Genomic DNA, 21607 nt, shown 5'->3' with positions numbered 1-21607 from the left:
GCTAGGTTAAGGTAATCGGAGTAACTAACACTATAGTGGATAATATTAGCAGATTATAAATCGACAAATTAACCCTAACCTGTATAATCCGCGGCCTATTTACTTAATATACTCACGTCTGTCTTATTCTCACACGGCTGTTTACTTGCCTTTTGTTGATAAATATTCAGTTAGTACACAGTTGGAACATTGCTTTGATTTCTACCGCTAATATCACCATGCAGTTTGGCCCTGAGCCATTATTTGAAAACATCTCGGCTCAATTTGGTCACGGTAACCGTTACGGTTTAATCGGCGCAAATGGCTGTGGCAAGTCCACGTTCATGAAAATCTTGAGTGGCGAGCTTACCCCAACGTCAGGAAATGTGTCTATTACGCCAGGCTTTAAAGTCGGTACCCTTAGTCAAGATCAATTCGCATTTGAGCAATATAGCGTAGTTGATGCGGTGATCATGGGCGATGTAGGGCTTTGGAAAGTTAAGCAAGAACGTGACAATATTTATGCTAAAGCTGAAATGACCGATGAAGATGGTATGCGCGTCGGTGATTTAGAAAGCCAGTTCGCCGAAATGGATGGTTACAGCGCCGAAAGTCGTGCGGGTGAAATCTTATTAGAAGCCGGCATCGATGAATCATTTCATTTTGGTTTAATGCAACAGGTTGCCCCTGGTTGGAAATTACGCGTGCTATTAGCGCAGGCTTTATTCGCTAACCCAGACATCTTGTTACTCGACGAACCCACCAACAACTTGGATATTCATACCATCAGTTGGTTAGCAACCGAGCTAAACAAACGTAAATGCACCATGATCATCATTTCGCACGACAGACATTTCTTAAACTCTGTTTGTACCCATATGGCTGATATTGATTATGGCGAATTACGGGTTTATCCAGGTAACTACGAATATTTCCTTGCTCAATCAGGTTTAATCCGTGAGCAACTTTTAGCCGGTAACGCCAAGAAAACGGCTGAAGTGGCCGAACTGCAAGACTTCGTTAACCGCTTTGGTGCCAACGCATCTAAAGCTAAACAAGCCAGCTCTCGTGCTAAAAAGATGGATAAAATTAAATTAGATGATGTTAAATCATCTAGTCGTATTACCCCATCAATCCGTTTTCCCGAATGCAAAAAACTGCATCGCCAAGCATTAGTGCTTGAGGAACTGTCCCACGGTTTTGATGAAGTATTATTTGAACACGGCGACCTTATTTTAGATGCCGGTTCAAAACTGGCGATTATTGGTGAAAACGGCGTTGGTAAAACCACCCTGCTACGCTGTTTGGTTAATGAATTAGATCATAATCATGGCCGGATTAAATGGTCTGAAAATGCTGCGATTGGTTATTGCCCACAAGACAGCACTGCCGACTTCGATAATGACATGACTTTATTTGATTGGATGTCATTGTGGCGCACACCAAAGCACAATGATTTAATGGTTCGAGGCATGTTAGGTCGGTTATTATTTACTGATGATGATGCCAACAAAAAAGTACGCAACTGTTCTGGTGGTGAAAAGAATCGTTTATTATTCGGTAAGTTAATGATGATGGATATTAACGTTCTGGTAATGGATGAGCCAACCAACCACATGGATATGGAAGCAATTGAAGCGCTAAACCAAGCGTTGAAATTATTTGAAGGCACATTGATATTTGTCAGCCATGACCGTGAATTCGTGTCATCACTGGCAACACGTATTATTGATGTAAAAGACAAAAAATTGATAAACTTCCATGGCACTTTTAACGAGTACCTTACAAGTCAAGCTGAAGCAGAAGCAAGAAGTTAATATCAACAACGTTTGCGCATTAGGTAATGGGTACTAGATTAGTAATATAAGGCCTTCATTTGTGGCGTAGTTAAGCATAAATGAAGGCCTTTTACGTTTAATTCACCTTGGTGATGACTGATATAATCGGATAAGCTAATAAATAGCAATCAGCAAAAAATACACGTAAAATTACTATCTAAATTAATAATTAACGTCCTAAAATAGCGAAAATATCATGAATAGAAAAATCGAATTATTGGCACCCGGTGGAGATGTCGATGCGATCAAAGCTGCGATTATTGCCGGTGCAAACGCCGTTTATTGTGGCTTAGATACCTTTAACGCCCGCAACCGTGCAGCCAACCTCTCCTTCGATGACTTAATTGGTGTTATCGCACTTGCTCACCAATACCAGTGTGAAGTGTTTCTCACCATGAATATCGTTATTCTTGAAAACGAAATTCCTACATTGGTTAAATTACTCAATCAACTGGTTAATACCGGTATAGATGGCATTATTGTACAAGACTTAGGTTTGTTTAATTTGTTCAGCAAACATTTTCCGAGCTTAGCAATTCATGCATCGACTCAGCTAACAACCCATAACGAAGGCCAAATTGGCTTTTTAGCTAAAATAGGCGCCACTCGAGTAAACTTATCGCGTGAGCTAAACCTTGGCGAAATTAAAAGTCTCACCACCTTGGCCCATGATCACGATGTTCTCACTGAAGTCTTTGTTCACGGCGCATTATGCATTGCCTTTTCTGGCCAATGTTATTCAAGTTCAGTCAGTGTCGGCAATTCAGGTAACCGTGGTCGTTGTAGCCAAGCGTGTCGTGATGAATATGAAATTACCGCCACTGGCAACAAGTTCCCGCTGAACTTAAAAGACAACTCAGCCTACTTTGATTTACCAGAATTAGTCGATGCTGGCGTTGACTCACTTAAAATTGAAGGCCGCATTAAAGGTGCTCAATATGTGCATACCGTGGTCGATAGCTGGCGCAAGCAGATTGATAAATTTATCGATACAGGTAAATTATTAGCCGATGACTCGAACTTACATAAAGTGTTTAACCGTGATTTTACCAACTCATTTTTAAAGGGTAATCTCACCAAAGACATGTTTATCGACAACCCGCGCGATAACAGCTTTAAGCATGCTAACGATAAGAGTAACGCGATATCTGTAGTGCAAATTGAAGCCGCACAACACACACTGTCGTCAGATAAAAACGCCATTGTTGAACTGGTCGCTGAAAAAATTAATCACTTAAGCATTGCCAAACCAACGCTAGCACTGGCGTTTTCCGGCCAAGTGGATCAACCGTTGTCGATAACGGTTAGCACCCCAGAACAACATTTTGTAATTAACTCAGCGATCACGTTAACTAAAGCAACAGAGTCTCGCATTGATGAAGCGGCTATCGAAAAACGCTTTAAAAGCCTTAAAAGCAGCGGCTATTTGTTACAAACGTTCAATTTTGACGACTTAGACGCCGATTTAAACCTGCCGTTTAGCCAATTAACTCAGCTTAAAAACCAACTGTTATTGCAGCTAACTCAAAGAGAATACATTGGTGCAGTAACCTTACCTAAGTTGACTAAACACCCAAAAGTGACCGAGGTCCCGACACTGTCTTTGCTGATCAGCGACGAAAAAGACGTTAACTTGTGCGATGTCACTGACGCCGATATTTATTTCAAGTTGCCAGAAAGCTTTAAGAAAAACGACAACAAGTACATCGACATATTCTTGCGTAACCCAAGGCTTATTCCGTGGTTTCCAGCAGTACTTATTGGCAAAGATTACCTTGAAGCAGTTAGAGTATTAGAAGTAGTAAAGCCTAAGCGTATTGTCACAAACAACACCGGCGTCGCGTTTAAAGCCTATGAAATGGACATCGAATGGATTGCGGGGCCGTTTTTAAACACCACTAACTCTTATGCCTTGTTAACGCTACAAGAACAGCTTAATTGTGCTGGCGCGTTTATATCGAACGAGATTAACCGCAACCAAATTAAAAACATCGCCAGACCAGAAAACTTTAAACTGCTTTACAGCATCTATCACCCCATTTTGATGATGACCAGCAGACAATGCTTTTTCCAACAAACCGTAGGCTGTAATAAGCCCAGCATTGAAGATGGCTGCATGCTTAAATGTGAAAAAGCCACCACCATCACTAACGTCAAAGGCATTTCATTTGCGGTAGACAAACAAAAAGGCGGCTATCCGAGCATCTATAACCACGAACAGTTTTTAAACATCGAAGCCGTTGAAGACTTATCCCACTTATTTGATGAGTTCTTTATCGACCTCACCAACATTGGATCAGGTTCAAAAGCTGAAATCGATAAAGTACAACTGGTCAGTCACTTTGAAAACGTCCTTAAAGGCGTCGTAGATGCTAAAGTTGAGCTTAATCAACTGGTGACCATCTCGACTAACGCCCAGTATCAGCAAGGTTTGTAACCCGCTTGGCAGATGTTAATCGAGCTGAGGCTTAACATACTCAGTCCGTTAATCTTTGATAACAGCAAATGATGAGCGCTGACCTTACTGCAAAGGAGTGTCAGCTCATGATTTCAACCCCATGCTATGTATACACAAAAGTTAGGTATTAATGAAAAATAACATAGAGATAGTCGATCTACTGCGCGAGCGCATTCCGTCATTTGAATGCAAGCCTGGTTGTCACGATTGTTGCGGCCCAGTCACAACCTCTTCAGAAGAAATGGCTCGCCTACCCTTTAAAACCAATGCCCAGCATGAAGCCGCATTAAAAGAGTGGAACTGTGTGTACTTGGGCCCTAATGGATGCGAGGTGTATGAGGAGCGACCATTGATATGCCGAGTATTTGGCACCACACCACGTATGCCTTGCCCAGAACACCGTCGACCAGAAGTGATGATTGACACAAAAACAGAGGCTCAGATCCATCACTACATTGCCAACACGCGCCAAGTGTTAGTGTAAGAGAGCCATTACTCACCTCGGCTCGGATTAATAGATGGGTTTAGCTTGTTAACAACATCACAGCCACACAGCCCCAGCTTAAAGCTGGCTGAGTGCTGCAGGCGATATCGTATCCCCCGCTAGCCTATCTCTTGATATCAATATGGCTTGAATTCACGCCTACGAGCTAACTCATTTAATGCCCCTTGCAAATGGGTATTTTGGGTTAGCCCTAACGCATCGTTTTGAATTTTTTATAACGAAACCAATGGCTAAAGGCTTCTGCCTCCGTTCGATGAAACGGACCGACATCCCCCTTCTATTGTATTTAACAGCGGTAAAGTGTGCATTGGTAAATCTTGTCTATTTGTAATCTAGGTCGTTTTTCTCATTTTATGCTTATTTTTGGTACATAAGGGTTAAATTACCTGGGTTTATACTTGCGTGTCATAAAAACGTTCTATAATGTCAAGTGTTTAGCATTGTGCGAATTGACATCATCGGATTGAAAATCGCACATGCGCGCTATACAGATGTTAGGCCTAGCGTAAATTCACATTACAGGAAAACATTGTCATGCAAATCCAGATCAATACAGATAACAACATATCCGGACAACATGCACTTGCTCAAAGTGTCGAAGACATTTTAAGATCAGATCTAAACCGTTTTAGTGATCAGATCACGCGCATTGAAGTACATTTAAGCGACGAGAACAGCTCGGCCAAGTCCGGAAGTAAGGACAAGCGCTGTTTACTGGAGGTTAGGCTTGCCGGAGAACGTCCAATTGCAACCAGCCAGCATGCGGAAACGATTGGGGAAGCGGTTACAAGTGCGACCGAACAAATGGTTCATTTGCTAGAGACTGAGTTGGGTAAACGCGGCAAGAAGTAACAGCGAGCCCGTTGAAAATCCATGCTTAGGTCTAGGTGCCGGAGACCTCCAGCCTCCAGCCCCACCTCGCATGTGGCTGATGTGGTCAACCAAATCAGCATACAACCAAATGGTGCAGATACTTCTGCAAACGGTGAGTGAAGTGAACCTTCAAGATAACGAACCAGAAATGGGAACGCTTAACGGGCCTTTAGATAGGGTTTACCCCTAAACTCTGGTTACGACTTTTCTCGATCAAAGACACTCACGCAATTACGACCACTATTTTTGGCGCGATAAAGCGCCACGTCACTGCGCTGTTGGATCAAGTCACAGCTATCGTCAGCCAGCAAGCTAGCAATACCGATACTGGTAGTCACTGATAAGCTATATTGTTCCGTGATGATAACCATAGCTTCAATACTCTCTCGAATACGCTCAGCCACCACCTCAGCGTCTGATTGCGCGATCCTGGGTAGTGCAAGGTAAAACTCCTCACCTCCTACCCGACCAAAAATATCCTCATCACGAATAGTTTGTTGAATGTGATGCGCAAATCCTTGTATCACCCGATCACCAACGTGGTGACCATATTGATCATTAATTTTTTTAAAGTAGTCAATATCGAACAGCAACAATGAAAAGTGTTCGTGATGACGCTGCGCCAGACCAAAGGCAGTTTTGAACTGCTCGAGAAAGGCACGCCGATTAAGAATGCTGGTGAGTTCATCCGTGGTCGACTGCAGTCTCAGCTTCTCTTGCAGTGTGATGATGTCAGAGATATCTCTAATAAAAGCAAAAATAATCGTTTCGCCATCAATCTTGGTGACATTAGGACTAAAATGAACGTGCACCTCTTTGCCCGCTTTGGTTAACCCTTGAACATGGATACCTTTGCCAATAAGAGGCCCAAAATCATTATTTTTTTTGAATTTATCAAAGGATGCATCGGCGCGTATCTTCAGTTTTTTGGTCGGTAAAATCTCGTGGACATGTTTACCAAGGACCTCTTGCTCTGTGTAACCAAAGATCTGCTCCGCGCAGTCATTCCAAGAAAGGATATTGCCATTTGCGTCAGCAATAATCACTGCATCCGTTGATTGTTTTACAATCGTTTTATAGGTACTTTCGTTTAACGGCACACTTTCCACCTAGGAATGTTCCAACGAGTTAACACTAAGGTTAGTTTACTCGCTTCCACGTTTATTCTGTTTCGGCTGTTTCTAGCTGCAACAGATAAGATATTTCCTGCTTATTGACGACCATATCTGCCAAGGTAAATTCATTTAACGTGCAGATAAAATTATCCATCGCTTTGATAATCGCCAGCTTTAGTTTGCACGCAGGCTGCAGGACGCATCCTGAACTTAAGCAATCTACACCATCCATCGTTTTTTCAAATAGCGTTACTATGGTGCCGATCCTGATGGTATCGGGCGACATTGCTAGCCGAATGCCACCCCCTTTGCCCCTAAGCGTTTGGATATAACCATGTTGAGCAAGTTTGTGGACCACTTTGGTCATGTTATTTTGGGAAATACCATATAACTGAGAAACCTCCTTAACGCTACTTAATTGCCCCTCTGGAAGGCTCGCCAAATACATCAGCGTACGTAAGCTATAGTCGGTAAAACTAGTCATTCTCATTTTCACGTCCTCAAATCAACAAGACATCCATTAGAGCAAATTCTACGCCCCTGCTGCGCGCGTTTTAAACGCACCGAGTTGTTCAACAATTTGAGCCGTCACGTCACTTAAACGGTGTCCTTGCTGCTCAAGATCATTACAATCATGGGCGTTAGAACTAGACAGTTTTTTAAGCACGTCAATCTCGCCAGCTACGTCAGCGACCAACCGATTAATATATTGAATATCAATGTTATTTTCAGTTTTACCCTGACCAATAAGCCCTAAGATCTCATCGATATTAGAACAGGCTTGCTGTAATTCGACTTGACTGGAAGTGGTGTATTGCGCTAAGCGGGTAATCGCACTCGACTGTGATTTCATCTGATCACCAGCATCAATGACCGCATCAGAGATCCCCGCGATAATGTGGTTAATTTCATCAAGGCTCTTCTGGGTAGAAAACGCAAGATTGCGAACCTCATCGGCAACCACAGCAAAACCCCGTCCATGCTCACCGGCTCTCGCCGCTTCAATGGCAGCATTCAGTGCAAGTAAGTTAGTTTGATCTGCAAGATTTTTGATCACCATCACTACATTTTCGATAGACTTTGTTTGCTCTGAAAGTGAGTTAAATTTGTTGTGTAATTTGTCATTATTTTCAATATATGAATTCAAACCTTGGGCCATTGTTCCCATATGTTCATTAGAGGAAATCAACCCTGATTGGGTGCGCTCGACTTGTTGGCGAGTTGCTTCAGCTTTATCCCGCAATGAAACCGATGTGCTATCTAAAATATCGACTCTGTCTGTTAGGTAATCCACTCGGTTATCTTGATCTTGAATTCTTGACGAAATATTTTGGGCTTTTTGCTTTAGTAGTTCGGCAATATCATCTGAGGTATTGGCTTGCTGCTGAATATCAACCAGCGCATCATTCACGTTGACTCGGAAGGTATTCACCACATCGAGCACATTGCCTATTTCACTGTTGTAGCGACTATCAACCTCACAAGGCACTGAGAGATCTTTTTTCTCAAAGGTTTTCATATAAGTAGTTACGTTTTTCAGGGCGTCAACGCCCCAATACTTCTCATCGATGTCATGGATAATCAGAAATATCATCACCAAATATTGAACCACTTGAGAACCAATCCCATCTGTAAAAAATAGAGCGTTGATAAACAATGCCATCGCCCCCACCCAATGGATCAATCGCATTCTTAAAAATAATGAGCGCATTTATTTTCCTCTTTATACTTGTTGAAATTACCCGTTTTTCGCGAGCTTTACTTTGATAGGTCGGGGTTTTGAATATAAAAAACCTTGGATAATATCGACGCCAGCCCAGCGAACGAAGTCAGACTGCGCCTGAGTTTCAATCCCTTCAGCCACGATAAGACTGCCTTTTGACGAACAAAGGCTTATCACTTCGCGATACAAACTGGCGGCCCATAAGTCTGTCGGAACATCCTGAATAAGCTTCAAATCCAGCTTAATAATGTCGAAATTTGACCGACTCAACTGGATAAGATTTGAGTGACCGGAACCAAAATCATCCATCGCCACCCTAAAACCTTGGTTTTGTAAAAATGAAATCCTTGCAACGCTCGGATCATCACTGCTGATAGTGTCTTCACAGATCTCTAATACCAAACATTGTTTTTGCTTAGCGGTTAATTTGCTTAGCGTTTGTCGCCACAGACGGTCAAACAAACTGGCGCAAGCTATCAATTTTCCGGCGATATTGATCCAGATGCTATTGTCAATCAGATGCGTCAACCGCCCACTAATAAACAAATCGTCGAGCTGCTGGTTGGTCATCTCCAAAAGCAAATCTTGATGGTGATTGAGATAGTCCATCAACGGCTCCATCGCGATGGGGATTTGGGAATCGACAAGCGTGGCCCGACAAAGTAACTCTTGACCATACAAAGTATGTTGCGCGGCAGTGACTAAGTCCTGCACGAACCATTCAAGCTGGGCGGGTTCATCGTGGTATACAAACTCAAGCATGCAGTTCTTCCAAAGTATCAATCATAGAATAGGCTATATCTTCATCGGCAAGACGAGCACGTATATCACTGAACATACATTCTATTTCTTTGATATGACTTGTACTAATAGCGGTGTTTTTGAGGGTGAACTTCAACGAGTAGACCAGTTTCGCAGTTGATTCACAGGTATCAAACAGTGCCTCATAGCCCTCTGTCAGGCGATGTTTTTGATTCGAGGTGATATGTAATTGCGATAACACGGGGGTAAAAAACTCATGTTCTAATTGCAAATGGGTTTTGACCCCTTTAATGAGTCGACGTAACTTAGCATCGAATTGAAAGATGCAAAATGTGGGTTGAGACAACAGAGCAGTAATATGGTTAATTTCGCTTTTCAATTGAACGTGCTGGGCAATAAGAACTTTGGACCATGTCGCCACCTGCTGGTGCTGCGGTGGTGGTGGCAAATGCCGATAATTAATGGCTGAAGTTGGGATCATTTAAACGGCTCAGATTAATTTTTAGCTTATGCTAAAGATAAGATGCATTTTTTATGCATATTATCTTTAGCGTGTTGAGATAGCAAACTTTATTTCTCCAAAAGGGGGATCTCTATCTCTCTATATATCTATATTTTTTATGCCTGTTTATGCAATGTTAATTCGATAACAATAACAACACAGCTTTGAGTGAGTGTTTTAAACATAACAATACCGTTGACGACTAAATTAGTAAAATTAGTGAGATGGCGTTAACAATCTTGATAATTTATTACCGAAAAAAAATTAATATATGACATAATATTTTAGTATTTGATAAAAAATTAGCTTGACTAAAATAGGTGATTTCAGTGAGAACAATTTGCCCCTCGTTATTACTTAACGTTTTAACATCGAATATAAATTCTTATTCAAAAAACGACTGGAGACAAATTTTTGAATAAGAATTCAAAATTCGTCGAGCGTACGATGAACTTAGCATTGGTAGGCTGGACCTTATTGATCCTTGGTTTTATCACAACGTTATATTGGCAAACCAGAGTATCTGCAGAGCAATTAGCTTTTAACGAAGCTAAGGCAAGCATTAGAAAAGATGTTGCAATTAGAAAGTGGGTAGCTTCACATGGCGGCGTTTATGTCCCTGTCAGCGAGCGCACAACCCCTAATATTTACTTATCTCATATTGCCAATCGAGATGTCATCACTGATGATGGTCAACAACTCACCTTAATGAACCCTGCTTATATTCTTACCCAAGTGGCTGAAGATTATGCTAATGAGTACGGTATTAGAGGCCATATCACCAGTATCAATCCACTCAATCCAAATAATGCAGCAGATCCCTGGGAAACAAAAGCCTTAACGGGAATGCAAAAATCATTGAATGACTTCGGCGAACTGGCCAAAATTGATAACATCACTTATATGCGCGTTTTAGAACCCATGCTCGTGACCCAAGCATGCTTAAAGTGTCATGCTCACCAAGGGTATAGCGTTGGCGATGTTCGTGGTGGTATTTCAATTTCAATTCCCGTCCAGCCTTTTTACGATCAAATGCTTCACCAGTTGACCTATACAAGTCTATTTTTATTAATACTATGGGGCATCGGCTGCGCGGCGATGATCCATTATAAGAATCTAGCTAAAAAATATTGGTTTGATAAACAAAATGATTTTGAACAATATTTATATTCATTGGTAGAAATGATTGAAGGACGAGACAGTTACACCGCGGGGCACACTCGCAGAGTGGCCGATTATGCCGTTTGTATCGCCAAAGCATTAATACTAACTGATTCGGAAATTGATCAGCTTCATAGAGCAGCAATGGTGCACGATATAGGTAAAATTGCCACGCCAGATTCCATTTTACTCAAACCGGGGAAACTCAATAAAATTGAATTTGAGATTATTCAGCAACACGCCACGTCTGGGTACCAACTACTGTATAAAATCAATACCTTTACTGATATTGCCAATATCGTTCGCTCTCACCATGAGAAATATGACGGCTCAGGCTACCCTGATGGCTTGAGTGGTGAAGAGATACCAAAGCTTGCACAAATTATATGTATTGCCGACGCCTTTGATGCAATGACCACTGACCGCATCTATAAAGGTCGCAAGACTGTTGAAGAAAGCCTTAATGAAATATCACTACTTGCAGGCCGTCAATTTAATCCGCACTACGCCAAAGTGGCGGTTAGCGCTTTACGCACTGTTCAACTGGAATATACAACCCAACAAGCCCAGCAGAATATTACCGAGCAACAAAGACTGGCTTACTTTTATAATGATCAACTAACTGGACTGTTTAATCGCGAATTTCTCAATATATTGCTGTCCCCTAGCAGTGAGCAAAATGTGAAAATCAAACCAGAACAAATTCAACATGCAACCATCATTTATCTTCGACATTTCTCTATGTTCAACCAGGAAGCCGGTTGGGCAAATGGTAACCATTTGTTAGTTGAATTAGCTACAGACTTGACACACATGTTGCCAGCATCGCCGCTATTTAGGGTTCATGGTGATGAATTTATCGTGTTATCAGCAGAGCAGCTCGATATCTCAGCGTTAAAAGGGCGGCTGACAAAACATGTTGCTCTGAACTGCATTGAATATGACGTTGAACAATTTGAAATATCAAACCCAATATTTAGTTCAATTGATACCTTAGAAAAACATATGCATGGCCATAGCTCAATTAATATGAATGGCAAAGCAAGGATGACCTTTGATGCGTTAACTAATGGCATTTAATAATGGCCTTCAAAAATCGCGACTGTGAATAAATCCGCCGCCCCTAGAACTTGGCACATGTCCCATTTTAACACGGGTTCAGGCTGAATATCTGAAATAGATAAAGTACAACTCGGCAGCCACTTTGAAACGGATTAACATAATCTGGACACACTAAAAAGGGTCACATTATTGTGACCCTTTTTATTTTGGTGAAACCAAAATGCTTAAGATCCCTGGTGATAACATTTATCGTGATGCAAGGGAAAGCGCTGTTAACGTTTAGCAAACGTATTGGAGTAACATGTTATACCCCAAGGTTTGTTCGCTGTGTAACTTACGTTACAAGTCACACTACAGGGACATTTAATGTCAACGTTTAGGTGCATCATTTAGCGAGATGATTGCGCTTTGGTATGGGGCTATGTCAATTTATGGGGACAGTGAACATTAAAGACGATGGGCGTTTTGCTTATAAATTAGAGGCCAATTTACTCAATGTCAGAATTACAAAATATGAGAGAGGGTCAAACATATAATTGTCTTGACCAAAAGTTAACAGATTTAAGAGCGTTAGCATTCCTTACACTTCATGAATTTAACAATGAAATCGATGCACAAAAAAGAGCTGAATTACTAAAAAAATTGGGCGCATCAGTATCGACAACAAGTCACATAGCCCCTCCCCTTGAAATGAGTTATGGATGCCATTTATCTTTAGGGCAACAAAGTTACATTAATAGTGGTGCGATTATCTTAGATAATGCTCAAGTCAGTATAGGTGATAATGTAATGATTGGTCCACGAGTACAAGTCTACACAGCCGCGCACTCACTTGATGCTGATAAACGTATTGCCGGAGATGAAATAGCTAAACCTGTAACGATAAAAGATAAGGTATGGATTGGTGGCGGTGTAATTATATTACCCGGGGTGACGATTAATGAAGGAGCGATAGTGGGCGCGGGTTCTGTTGTCACAAAAGATGTTCCCTCTTATGCCCGTGTAGCAGGAAATCCTGCAACATTAATGGCAAAAAAATAGCATCATTGATGGTCATGCGTAAAGTAATAGCCGTTAACATTCTCCCCTTTTGTAGACTTTGGCGAGATGAGTGTGGGAACTCGTCTGCTGTGCCTACAATGACCATAGTTGTGACAAGATGCTAATCAGAATGTAAAGCTAAGCACCAAACGAAAAAAATCGCAGCAGCGATTTTTTTAATGGTCAAGATTACCGTCACTGAAACTACATGGTCGCAGTAAAAGTTCGTGTAATAATATCTTGTTGCTGCTCAGAAGTCAGTGCGTTAAATCGCACGGCATAGCCAGATACACGCACAGTTAACTGTGGGTACTTCTCAGGGTTTTCGATTGCGTCTAGCAACATTTCACGGTTCATTACGTTCACGTTCAAATGCTGGCCGCCCTGACGTTCAGGTTCTCTCTGCACGGGCACTTCGCGGTACTCGATGCTACCAAGAGAGGCAATGCTAAAAGTCTTGTCCTGCCGCTCTTTATCGAGCGCAGCAACACAGCGTGCTTCTTGCTTATCCTCATCTAATAGCCATAAAGAATTAACTAGGTTAGCTTGTTCTGCTTGTGTGATTTGAATTCCAATCATAGTACATCTCCAACAGTGATTTTTTGTAAACTCAGGTTCATTTCTACCAGTTATTTCCGATCGCACACTTGATCTAGATCAAGTTTAATCATTATAATTATTCCGTAGAAAACGCTAGTTTGACGTTTAAGCGATAATACTGAGATAAACGATTCAAGCTGATTAATTAAATTAAGACTTAAATTAAGTCGTTAGCGATAAATTTGAATATTCAAATATGGTATTAGTCGTGACTGATGACTGGTGGTGGTAGCGATGACATTAATAGCGATGTGTTAATGTTAATGAGCAAAAATATCCAGAACAGCATACTGAACAGACAAAACCATTAGGCTATTCTCTGTTAAAGGGAGCCTCAACCGATTGTACTTCTGAGCCATAATCATTAAATAATTACAGTAAACGGAACCGAGACATAAATAATTTTACCCATCCGCCGCCAGAAAAGTTCTAGGTGCTGTCTAAACGAAAATCACCTGTAGCAGTGGGCGAATAATACTATTTTTAATGGATCTATATGGTTTTGGCTTAGCCATTATTACCGAGATTATTGTCAGCCACATAATGATATCTAACGGAAATAGATTGATTGTTAACTGCTTGATTAATAGTTTATTAACCAAATTAACTTTGCCATTACACTATGATAAATGACAGATATAAAGTTGAATAATTAACTCAAATCAAAACAAGGAAGATTATTATGTTATTTAATGTCTGTAAAATGTTAAATGCCTCTCAGACTTTAACGGTAATAATGATTAATATTCTTTCTTTTTTCTATCATAAGCACACCGCGCACTGACAAGATAAAGGATATAAAATGTCATCATCAATTAACAACCCATCAAGCCAAGTTAAATCGTCCCGGTTTTTAGAAAAATTACAATCAGTTAGTGCTCGCTTAAAATTAAGTCTTGTAATCACATTAAGCGCGCTATTATTTTTAGCATACCAAGGTATTTCCGGTATGCAACAAGCCCAGGGCGAGATCGCGAACGTTTTTTGAACAGAATTAGTTTATTTAATGAATTATTATGGTTCATAAAGTCTTCATAGCTTGGATGATTTTTTGTTTTTTGTTTGCAGGTTAAACGTAGCGTTCAAAAAACAAGCACTCATGCGGTTACCCTGGCAACAAGCCACTCTATCTATTGAAGATTTATATTCACAGGGAATGCAACATACTATCCGTGCCGGAAAAGTGTTAGACGAGTTGGGCAATGCAAGAAGTGCTTTGTTATTATCCTTGCAGCATAGTCCTACATCAGAGTTTGCTAAACTACATGATCACCCAATAGACAAACACATTACTGCAATCAAAAAATCATTAAAATTACTGCATAATATTGTTGATAATGAAATTCTATCATCCGATTTACTTGCTGATGAAAAAACACAAATAAATAGATTGGTTCGTCAACTTGATATCGTCACCGATAAGGGCTTTGATCTGGCATTAGCGGAATTAGAAGTCGGCAATTACAGGCAAGCCAATATAATTCTATTAAAGAATATTAACCCTGCTTTCAAATTAGTAACTCAAGAGGCGCAAGGTTTTCTAGATATACAAATTGCAGAGGGTAAAGCTAATTTTGATCAGGCAAAAGAAAATATTAGTTCGTTCCGGTTTAAAGTAATCATAATAGTTATATTGAATATGCTTCTTCTCTCCTTTCTATCAGTAAAGATTATTAGACGCATTAATCTAGCGTCGCTGAATTTAGAAAGTACCGCGAATAAAATATCCACAGGTGATCTTACCCAACGCATTAACTTAACTGGAAGTGATGAATTCACACATATTGCTGATTACGTGAATCAGATAGTTGGCAGTTTTCAAAATATCGTCAAATCAACTCATCAATCAACGTCATTGTTAGCTTGCTCAGCAGAAGAAAACTCGGCCGTTGCGATGCAAACCAAGCAGAATATTCTCGAACAGCAACAACAAACTCAGTGTATTGCTACCGCTATTCATCAATTTACCGCAACCGTGCGTGAGGTTGCACAGAGTGCAAGTTCGGCTTCTCAAGCCTCTGAACATACAAATAATGCGGCATCTAAAGGACAACAGGTGGTGAAAGAGAGTATCGCCATGATTGAAAGCTTATCGATTGAAATGCAGGAATCTGTTTCAGCGATGAAATCATTGGCGCTACATGCAGAAGATATTGGAAGTGTTGTTGATGTGATCCAGAGTATCTCTGAACAGACTAATTTATTAGCATTAAATGCGGCAATTGAAGCCGCTCGTGCGGGGGAACAAGGTCGCGGGTTCGCGGTGGTAGCTGACGAAGTTAGAACCTTAGCCAGCCGCACCCAACAATCCACACAAGAGATACAAAAAACGATTCAAAACTTGCAACAAGGTAGCCGAGATGCAACTCATCGGTTAGAGCAAGGGGCTGAAAATGCGCAACAAGCAGCAATAGAAGCACAAAAAGTGGGTGAGGCGTTAACAGAAATAACTGAAAGTGTTGACCAAATTAATGCCATGAATGCCCAAATAGCCACCGCAGCGGAAGAGCAAAGCTCGGTTACAGAGGAGATAAACCGCAATATTAGCAGTATTAGTGATATTTCCAATCAAACCGCTTCTGGGGCTGAACAAAGCAGTGCAGCAAGTCATGAATTAGCTAAGTTAGCTGAAACCATGCAGGCAGAAATTGAAAAATTTAAGGTGTAGTGACCCGTTATACCTGTTCGATTCGTTGTCACCGCCAAAGTCCATTATGGTGTCAGCATTAGATGCTTGCCCTTGACGACGTCAATAGCTTTTATCGTAACGCTGAGCAAGTATCTCGTCAGTATGGGTGTAGTACCCTATTTGAGTTCTAAGTAACTATAACAGCGATATCGGGGCTTCGATTCAACGAGCAAAAGAAACGAATATTCAGAAGTCCCACCCTTACTGTTAAGTGAAAGTAAGGGTGGAACCAGGCGTGGCGTGATGGTCAGTTTTTCAAACTGTGAACGCTATGGGTCGAAACCAATTAACGCCTCATTACACAACCAAATGGCGAAGTGTGCCGAACATATAGTACTAACAAGCTTTTCTCCTAAACGAGTGATTATGTCAGTTTAGCCTAAAATAATGTGACGAATTATGATGCCTAAACGAATAGTATCGCTGAACTGATTAAATCAGTCGTATTAGGCTGTGGTTTTATTCACGGTTTGGAATAAAAATCTTTCGCATAATCTTATTTGTTATGTGCTTTCAATGATGTCCATTAAAAGTCTGCGTAACCTAAATAGAAAAGGAAAGACGTCGAAATGAAAAATATCGGTTTCAAACAGACGATTACGCTCGCCATTATTTTATTGGTTACCAGTTGTTTATTGGTAGCGAGTTGGATTTCCTATAGAGCACTTAAGCAAGATACTATTCACTTTGTAAACGTCAGTTCGCAGTCGATAACTCATTATGAAGCGGGAGCTATTTCACGTTGGTTTAATCATAAAGCAACGGCTGTTTCCGCGATAGCGAGCCAATATCAGCAAGGGAAATTAGATAAGCAGTTTGTTAATATCGCCCGTTTAGCTAAACAAGCCAATGAGCTATATTCAGTATTTTGGGGCTTTGAAGATGGCACCTCCTATGCCAGCGTTAGTGATGATGCAATATGGCATGATGGCGTTGCCGATCCCAGTCTCTATGATCCTCGTCCCCGAGGATGGTATCAACTCGCTAAAACCAACGATACTGAGCAACTAACAGATATATATACTGATATGGTCACCAATCAACCAGTGATCTCCATTGTAACTAATATAGGCGATGGTGTGCTCTCGGGCGATATTGGTCTAGAGATCTTAGACAAGACGGTCAAACAGATCGATTTCCCAGGTGCAGTAGCGTCAATTATTGACTCAAAAGGCAAAGTGCTCGCCTCTTCAGATGCAAGGTTTGAAGTTGGGAAGACGTTGGCAGATGCAGGCCTAAATGAATTACAGCGTGATATTGTGTCAAATGACTCCTTTAGTGGCGAATATCAAACGAGCGGCAATCAGCAGCTCGTGTTCAGCGAAGCAATACCATTAATTGGCACCCAAAAGTGGTATCTATTTATCAGTGTTGATGAACAAATTGCTTATGCAGGGTTAAATGAGGCGTTGCATGATTCAATGTGGATATCGGCAGTGATGCTTTTAGTGAGTATAGGCTTAGTGTTAGCTATACTAAATTGGCTTTATCGTCCCATTTTGCACCTCAAGCAGATGGTGGTTGCTTTGTCTCAGGGCCAAGCCGATTTAACACGTCGTTTACCTGTAACTTCTCATGATGATCTAGGTGATATTGCTGGCGGTATCAACCAATTTGTAGCCAATTTACAAAGTTTACTTAAAGAGATCTCTTTCGGAACACAAGAAATTAGCGGCAGTATTGGTAAATTATATCAACAAACCAATGCCAATATTGATGTGTTACAGCAGCATGTAATGGAAACCGAGTTGGTTGTCACCGCAGTTGAAGAAATGAGCGCGACAGCGTTAGAAGTGGTGAAGAATACATCGCAAGCGTCAAATGCTTCATTACTTGCCAGTCAGCAGGTAAACGATACAAATAATATTGTATCGGACACTAAAGCAACCGTAGTTCGATTAATTCAAGATGTCGAAGATACAGAAGTAAACATCAGCAATGTAGAACTAGATGCTATTAGTATTACTAAAGTCTTAGAGGTTATTGGCGCAATTGCAGATCAGACTAATCTGCTTGCACTCAATGCTGCGATAGAGGCAGCAAGAGCCGGTGATCAAGGAAGAGGTTTTGCGGTCGTAGCTGATGAAGTCCGCGCACTCGCGGCGCGAACCCAAGTCAGCACGACTGAGATTGAACAAACACTGAGCAAGTTACAGCAAGGAATTAAGATCGCGGTTGACGCGATGCAACAAACTAAAAAAACCTGTGAACAAGCGAACGAAGCGACTATTGATGTGAGTGAAAACCTTGAAAAAGTAGTCTTGTCTATTACCCAAGTCAATGATTTAAACACTCAAATTGCTACTGCTGCCGAAGAGCAAAATGCTGTATCTGAAGATGTTAGCCGTAATATGAACGCGATTCGAGATATGGTTGCGGTACTGGATGACAATGGTAAATCAACCGAATTAGAAGCCCATAAGCTCACCGCTGCGAATGATAAGCTCATCGAGGTTGTGAACAAGTTTACGATTGAGTAACTAACTAAGGTTTAATGTTGATTGAGCGCTATATTAGGTAAGGCCTGGATCTTGAATGATGCATGGTTAACTAACTTAGCGCGATAAGTTTAGTAAGGAGACTTGGTGACGCGGTACTGTATCCGCTGGTAAATTGGGCTGTTATTCAAAGAATAAAAGCCACAACAACCTAATGAAATCTTTTTAATGTAGCCATATAGGGTGAAGGGATTAATTTGGGCGAGCCTACAGAGTTTACTGTTAAAGCAATACATCCACAGGGTCGCTTAGATCATTTTTGGGCACTCTAAAGTTGATAACACTATGCGGAATCTGAGTATCGAGGTTGAAGATACTCTTTGACTTTCTGAAGATACAGATAGCTAATACTCACTGGTAAAAAAGGTTAGATCTCAATGCATGATAAAACTGCGGGTTTACCCAAATAATAACCTTGTATAAGTTTAACCTCTAAAGTCGTTAACATGTCTAATTACTCTCTGGTTTCGACACCTTCAACAATAACGCTTGCGGCTTCATCTTTAGTAAGGGTTATACCCGTGATCATTGAAAATGCTTGATTTTGTCCCAAATGGGATCATCATAGCCCTATGAAACAAATTACACTCTCGCCAGAACAAAAAGTAGCATTGGAAACTCGACATAAAAGCTCGAGTGATAGGCGTGAGTGTGATCGCATTAAAGCCATTTTACTACGCGATGAAAATTGGCCAACGCCAATGATTGCCCAAGCGTTACGTATTCACGAAACGACCGTAGTTCGATACATTGATGCCTATGCTCACGACCAAAAACTCACGTGTAATAGTGGCGGCTCCTTAAGCTATCTGAGTCAAGAGCAAACTGAACTATTGATTGCACACCTGTGTGAGGTGACCTACTTGCATAGCCATCAAATAGTCGCTTATATCTCAGAACAATTTCAGATTAAGTACACAGTGTCAGGTCTCAATAAATGGCTGCATAAACATCAGTTCAGCTATAAAAACCCTAAAGGGGTTCCTCACAAATTTGATGAAGACAAACAAACGGCTTTCATTGAATATTATGAGCAACTAAAATCCTCGTTAACCCCTGATGAACCGTTATTATTTATGGATGCGGTTCATCCGACCCAAGCCACAAAAATCACCGCTGGCTGGATAAAAAAAGGCGTTGATAAACCGATAGAAACGACGGGAAGCCGAACCCGTATTAACGTGGTTGGTGCAATCCGACTTGGTCACTTAACAGAAGCGGTCATTGAGCAATATAGCAAAACGGTTAACGGTGCATCCATCATCGATTTTTTAAACCAAATTAGAGCGCGTTACTCAACAAGTGGTGTTATCCATTTGGTGCTTGATGGCGCTGGATACCATCGAAATGCCTTAGTGGTTAAAGAGGCTGAACATCTGAATATAACATTGCATTACCTGCCGCCTTATAGTCCAAATTTAAACCCAATAGAACGATTGTGGAAGGTGATGAATAAACATGCGAGGAATGGGCAATACTTCGCAACGACAAAAGAATTCCGACGAAAAATCACTGACTTTTTTAGCATCACCCTCCCCGATATTGCTGACACGCTCGGTGATACAATTAATGATAACTTTCAGAAATTAAAACCTGCAGTTTGAATTCACTTGAGTATATACCATTAATAAGTGCGACATCACCAGTTGCTATATCATTATCCAAAAGAGATTTATCTAGCTTAATAAAGTCAGGTTTTAATACATGAACCCTCTCGTCAATAGAAAAGTTAACTCCGACATCATCAATTGCGATGCGAATACCACGAGATCTGAACATCTCAATACCAGCGGTTAAACCAGAGACATGTTTGCCCTCAAACGCTGTTATTTCAAAAATAATATTTTCAAGAGCTAGCCCCCTCTTTAACTAATCGACTGATTGCATCACAAACAGATACTGGGAGGTTTAAAATCGCAGAAAACATAACCGGCGAGATATTAATAAAGAGTAGTAAATTTCGATATAGGGATTTTGCACAATGACGGACGTGAATACCAAAGCAAACGGAGCCAAAATTTGTTGTCTCAATATCAGAGGTCAGAGACTGAAAGAAGCAAAAATAATTTATACTTTTGCCTGTGGTTAGATCTTTAATTCTGACTAAAGCTTCAAATCCTAAACCATGACTAGAAGAAGATGTTATCGGCTGAAAGACACTTTAAAAATAGGAGTATTTATATCTCGCAACATATAACCCACCAATTCCCCCTATAACGCTTTAAACATATTTCTATTATTAAACAAGTAATTAACTATTAACAAGCAGCTATTAAATATAGTATAGTAAGTTCTTCATTATAGGTATATGACTGCTGTAAGCTTATGTTATCTACCTGTGTAAATTGGACGTTCAGTCATGCATCACAAATATCATGACACACAGCACTTAGCCATTTAACTATAGATCCTATTCTACATTTTTTTATTGTTATAAATCTTAACCATAATAGTTGTAATGTGAATCGTAAATGTTTAGCGTGAACTCTAAATCATTTTCGCCCCTTCCTTGTTAGTGCATATACCACTCATATTATCTTTCATATCTACCTTCCATATATTATCTCATGTAAGGAGTAAGTGATTTCACACATCACATATTGGCAAAAATCAATGGAAACGGTGTCCACTATTACTTAGCTATTACCAGACGTTCAACTGGAAGTGCAAAAAATGGAATAATCTCTGCCTGCGTTGAGGTAGAACCATGTTAAAAAAAATAAAAGCAAGCACCATCTAAGGTATTTTTATCACCAAGGATTATTAAAAATATTTTTATTACGTAGTGCACATATGATTTC

Annotated in this window: 17 protein-coding genes and 1 pseudogene; 11 read left to right on the top strand and 7 right to left on the bottom strand. The window is 40.6% G+C overall.

Going from position 1 to position 21607, the window contains the following annotated elements; all coding sequences use genetic code 11:
• Positions 1-194 precede the first annotated feature (194 nt).
• From EGC80_RS15690 to EGC80_RS15675, 4 genes are all read left to right on the top strand, one after another.
• Positions 195-1796, top strand: coding sequence for an ABC-F family ATPase (locus tag EGC80_RS15690; protein ID WP_124013131.1), 1602 nt, complete (start codon positions 195-197; stop codon positions 1794-1796).
• 217 nt (positions 1797-2013) lie between these two features.
• A complete protein-coding gene (locus EGC80_RS15685; protein WP_124013130.1) occupies positions 2014-4254 on the top strand; it encodes a peptidase U32 family protein in 2241 nt (746 codons plus the stop codon).
• Positions 4255-4405: 151 nt separating this feature from the next.
• Positions 4406-4759: a YkgJ family cysteine cluster protein gene (locus tag EGC80_RS15680; RefSeq protein WP_101031310.1), complete on the top strand. Its 354-nt coding sequence runs from the start codon at positions 4406-4408 to the stop codon at positions 4757-4759.
• Between the two features lie 555 nt (positions 4760-5314).
• Complete coding sequence (locus EGC80_RS15675; protein WP_101031308.1) at positions 5315-5632, top strand: HPF/RaiA family ribosome-associated protein; 318 nt, start codon at positions 5315-5317, stop codon at positions 5630-5632.
• 218 nt (positions 5633-5850) lie between these two features.
• On the opposite strand, the gene EGC80_RS15670 is transcribed toward EGC80_RS15675, so the two are convergent.
• From EGC80_RS15670 to EGC80_RS15650, 5 genes are all read right to left on the bottom strand, one after another.
• Positions 5851-6753 (bottom strand): sensor domain-containing diguanylate cyclase, encoded by a 903-nt coding sequence (locus EGC80_RS15670; protein WP_164839478.1) that lies wholly within the window; start codon positions 6751-6753, stop codon positions 5851-5853.
• Positions 6754-6814: 61 nt separating this feature from the next.
• Positions 6815-7252: an Rrf2 family transcriptional regulator gene (locus EGC80_RS15665; RefSeq protein WP_233768515.1), complete on the bottom strand. Its 438-nt coding sequence runs from the start codon at positions 7250-7252 to the stop codon at positions 6815-6817.
• Positions 7253-7300: 48 nt separating this feature from the next.
• Positions 7301-8479, bottom strand: coding sequence for a methyl-accepting chemotaxis protein (locus tag EGC80_RS15660; RefSeq protein WP_124013128.1), 1179 nt, complete (start codon positions 8477-8479; stop codon positions 7301-7303).
• A 27-nt stretch (positions 8480-8506) separates the two neighbouring features.
• Entirely contained in the window at positions 8507-9253 is a 747-nt protein-coding gene (locus tag EGC80_RS15655) for an EAL domain-containing protein (RefSeq protein WP_124013127.1), read from the bottom strand.
• Complete coding sequence (locus EGC80_RS15650) at positions 9246-9734, bottom strand: hypothetical protein (protein WP_124013126.1); 489 nt, start codon at positions 9732-9734, stop codon at positions 9246-9248. The genes EGC80_RS15655 and EGC80_RS15650 overlap by 8 nt, the downstream gene beginning before the upstream one ends.
• A 435-nt stretch (positions 9735-10169) precedes the next feature.
• On the opposite strand from EGC80_RS15650, the gene EGC80_RS15645 reads away from it, so the two are divergent.
• On the top strand, positions 10170-11996 hold the full coding sequence (locus EGC80_RS15645) for an HD domain-containing phosphohydrolase (RefSeq protein ID WP_124693493.1): 1827 nt from the start codon (positions 10170-10172) through the stop codon (positions 11994-11996).
• A 477-nt stretch (positions 11997-12473) separates the two neighbouring features.
• Positions 12474-13019: a sugar O-acetyltransferase gene (locus EGC80_RS15640; protein WP_101031293.1), complete on the top strand. Its 546-nt coding sequence runs from the start codon at positions 12474-12476 to the stop codon at positions 13017-13019.
• Positions 13020-13223: 204 nt separating this feature from the next.
• Here the strand turns inward: EGC80_RS15640 and grcA are convergent, their stop codons facing one another.
• The gene (gene grcA / locus EGC80_RS15635) at positions 13224-13598 is read right to left on the bottom strand and encodes an autonomous glycyl radical cofactor GrcA (protein ID WP_101031291.1); all 375 of its coding nucleotides are present in this window, start codon (positions 13596-13598) and stop codon (positions 13224-13226) included.
• Between the two features lie 823 nt (positions 13599-14421).
• Here grcA and EGC80_RS15630 point away from each other — a divergent pair.
• From EGC80_RS15630 to EGC80_RS15615, 5 genes are all read left to right on the top strand, one after another.
• Positions 14422-14607, top strand: coding sequence for a hypothetical protein (locus EGC80_RS15630; RefSeq protein WP_124013124.1), 186 nt, complete (start codon positions 14422-14424; stop codon positions 14605-14607).
• A 111-nt stretch (positions 14608-14718) separates the two neighbouring features.
• Positions 14719-16287: a methyl-accepting chemotaxis protein gene (locus EGC80_RS15625; protein WP_124013123.1), complete on the top strand. Its 1569-nt coding sequence runs from the start codon at positions 14719-14721 to the stop codon at positions 16285-16287.
• 292 nt (positions 16288-16579) lie between these two features.
• Entirely contained in the window at positions 16580-16642 is a 63-nt protein-coding gene (locus tag EGC80_RS23040; RefSeq protein WP_351088169.1) for a DUF4113 domain-containing protein, read from the top strand.
• A gap of 235 nt (positions 16643-16877) precedes the next feature.
• Positions 16878-18788 carry a methyl-accepting chemotaxis protein gene (locus EGC80_RS15620; RefSeq protein WP_124013122.1) on the top strand — a complete coding sequence of 637 codons (1911 nt, stop codon included), beginning with the start codon at positions 16878-16880 and terminating at the stop codon, positions 18786-18788.
• A 590-nt stretch (positions 18789-19378) separates the two neighbouring features.
• On the top strand, positions 19379-20410 hold the full coding sequence (locus EGC80_RS15615) for an IS630 family transposase (protein WP_124011554.1): 1032 nt from the start codon (positions 19379-19381) through the stop codon (positions 20408-20410).
• Here the strand turns inward: EGC80_RS15615 and EGC80_RS23035 are convergent.
• Positions 20373-20651, bottom strand: a pseudogene (locus EGC80_RS23035) (EAL domain-containing protein); the annotation flags it as partial. The gene EGC80_RS15615 and the pseudogene EGC80_RS23035 overlap by 38 nt on opposite strands.
• Positions 20652-21607 lie beyond the last annotated feature (956 nt).

Origin of the sequence: Shewanella psychromarinicola, assembly GCF_003855155.1 — a bacterium.
Classification (GTDB): Bacteria; Pseudomonadota; Gammaproteobacteria; order Enterobacterales; family Shewanellaceae; genus Shewanella; species Shewanella psychromarinicola.
Note: the sequence above shows the minus strand (reverse complement) of the source record. Positions and strands in the feature narration are given on the sequence as shown.

Coding starts and splice junctions, on each gene's coding strand:
- EGC80_RS15650 (WP_124013126.1), bottom strand. CDS start 9,734: ATGATCCCAACTTCAGCCATTAATTATCGGCATTTGCCACCACCACCG.
- EGC80_RS15655 (WP_124013127.1), bottom strand. CDS start 9,253: ATGCTTGAGTTTGTATACCACGATGAACCCGCCCAGCTTGAATGGTTC.
- EGC80_RS15660 (WP_124013128.1), bottom strand. CDS start 8,479: ATGCGCTCATTATTTTTAAGAATGCGATTGATCCATTGGGTGGGGGCG.
- EGC80_RS15615 (WP_124011554.1), top strand. CDS start 19,379: ATGAAACAAATTACACTCTCGCCAGAACAAAAAGTAGCATTGGAAACT.
- EGC80_RS15680 (WP_101031310.1), top strand. CDS start 4,406: ATGAAAAATAACATAGAGATAGTCGATCTACTGCGCGAGCGCATTCCG.
- EGC80_RS15685 (WP_124013130.1), top strand. CDS start 2,014: ATGAATAGAAAAATCGAATTATTGGCACCCGGTGGAGATGTCGATGCG.
- EGC80_RS15640 (WP_101031293.1), top strand. CDS start 12,474: ATGTCAGAATTACAAAATATGAGAGAGGGTCAAACATATAATTGTCTT.
- EGC80_RS15630 (WP_124013124.1), top strand. CDS start 14,422: ATGTCATCATCAATTAACAACCCATCAAGCCAAGTTAAATCGTCCCGG.
- EGC80_RS15675 (WP_101031308.1), top strand. CDS start 5,315: ATGCAAATCCAGATCAATACAGATAACAACATATCCGGACAACATGCA.
- EGC80_RS15625 (WP_124013123.1), top strand. CDS start 14,719: ATGCGGTTACCCTGGCAACAAGCCACTCTATCTATTGAAGATTTATAT.
- EGC80_RS15665 (WP_233768515.1), bottom strand. CDS start 7,252: ATGACTAGTTTTACCGACTATAGCTTACGTACGCTGATGTATTTGGCG.
- EGC80_RS15620 (WP_124013122.1), top strand. CDS start 16,878: ATGAAAAATATCGGTTTCAAACAGACGATTACGCTCGCCATTATTTTA.
- grcA (WP_101031291.1), bottom strand. CDS start 13,598: ATGATTGGAATTCAAATCACACAAGCAGAACAAGCTAACCTAGTTAAT.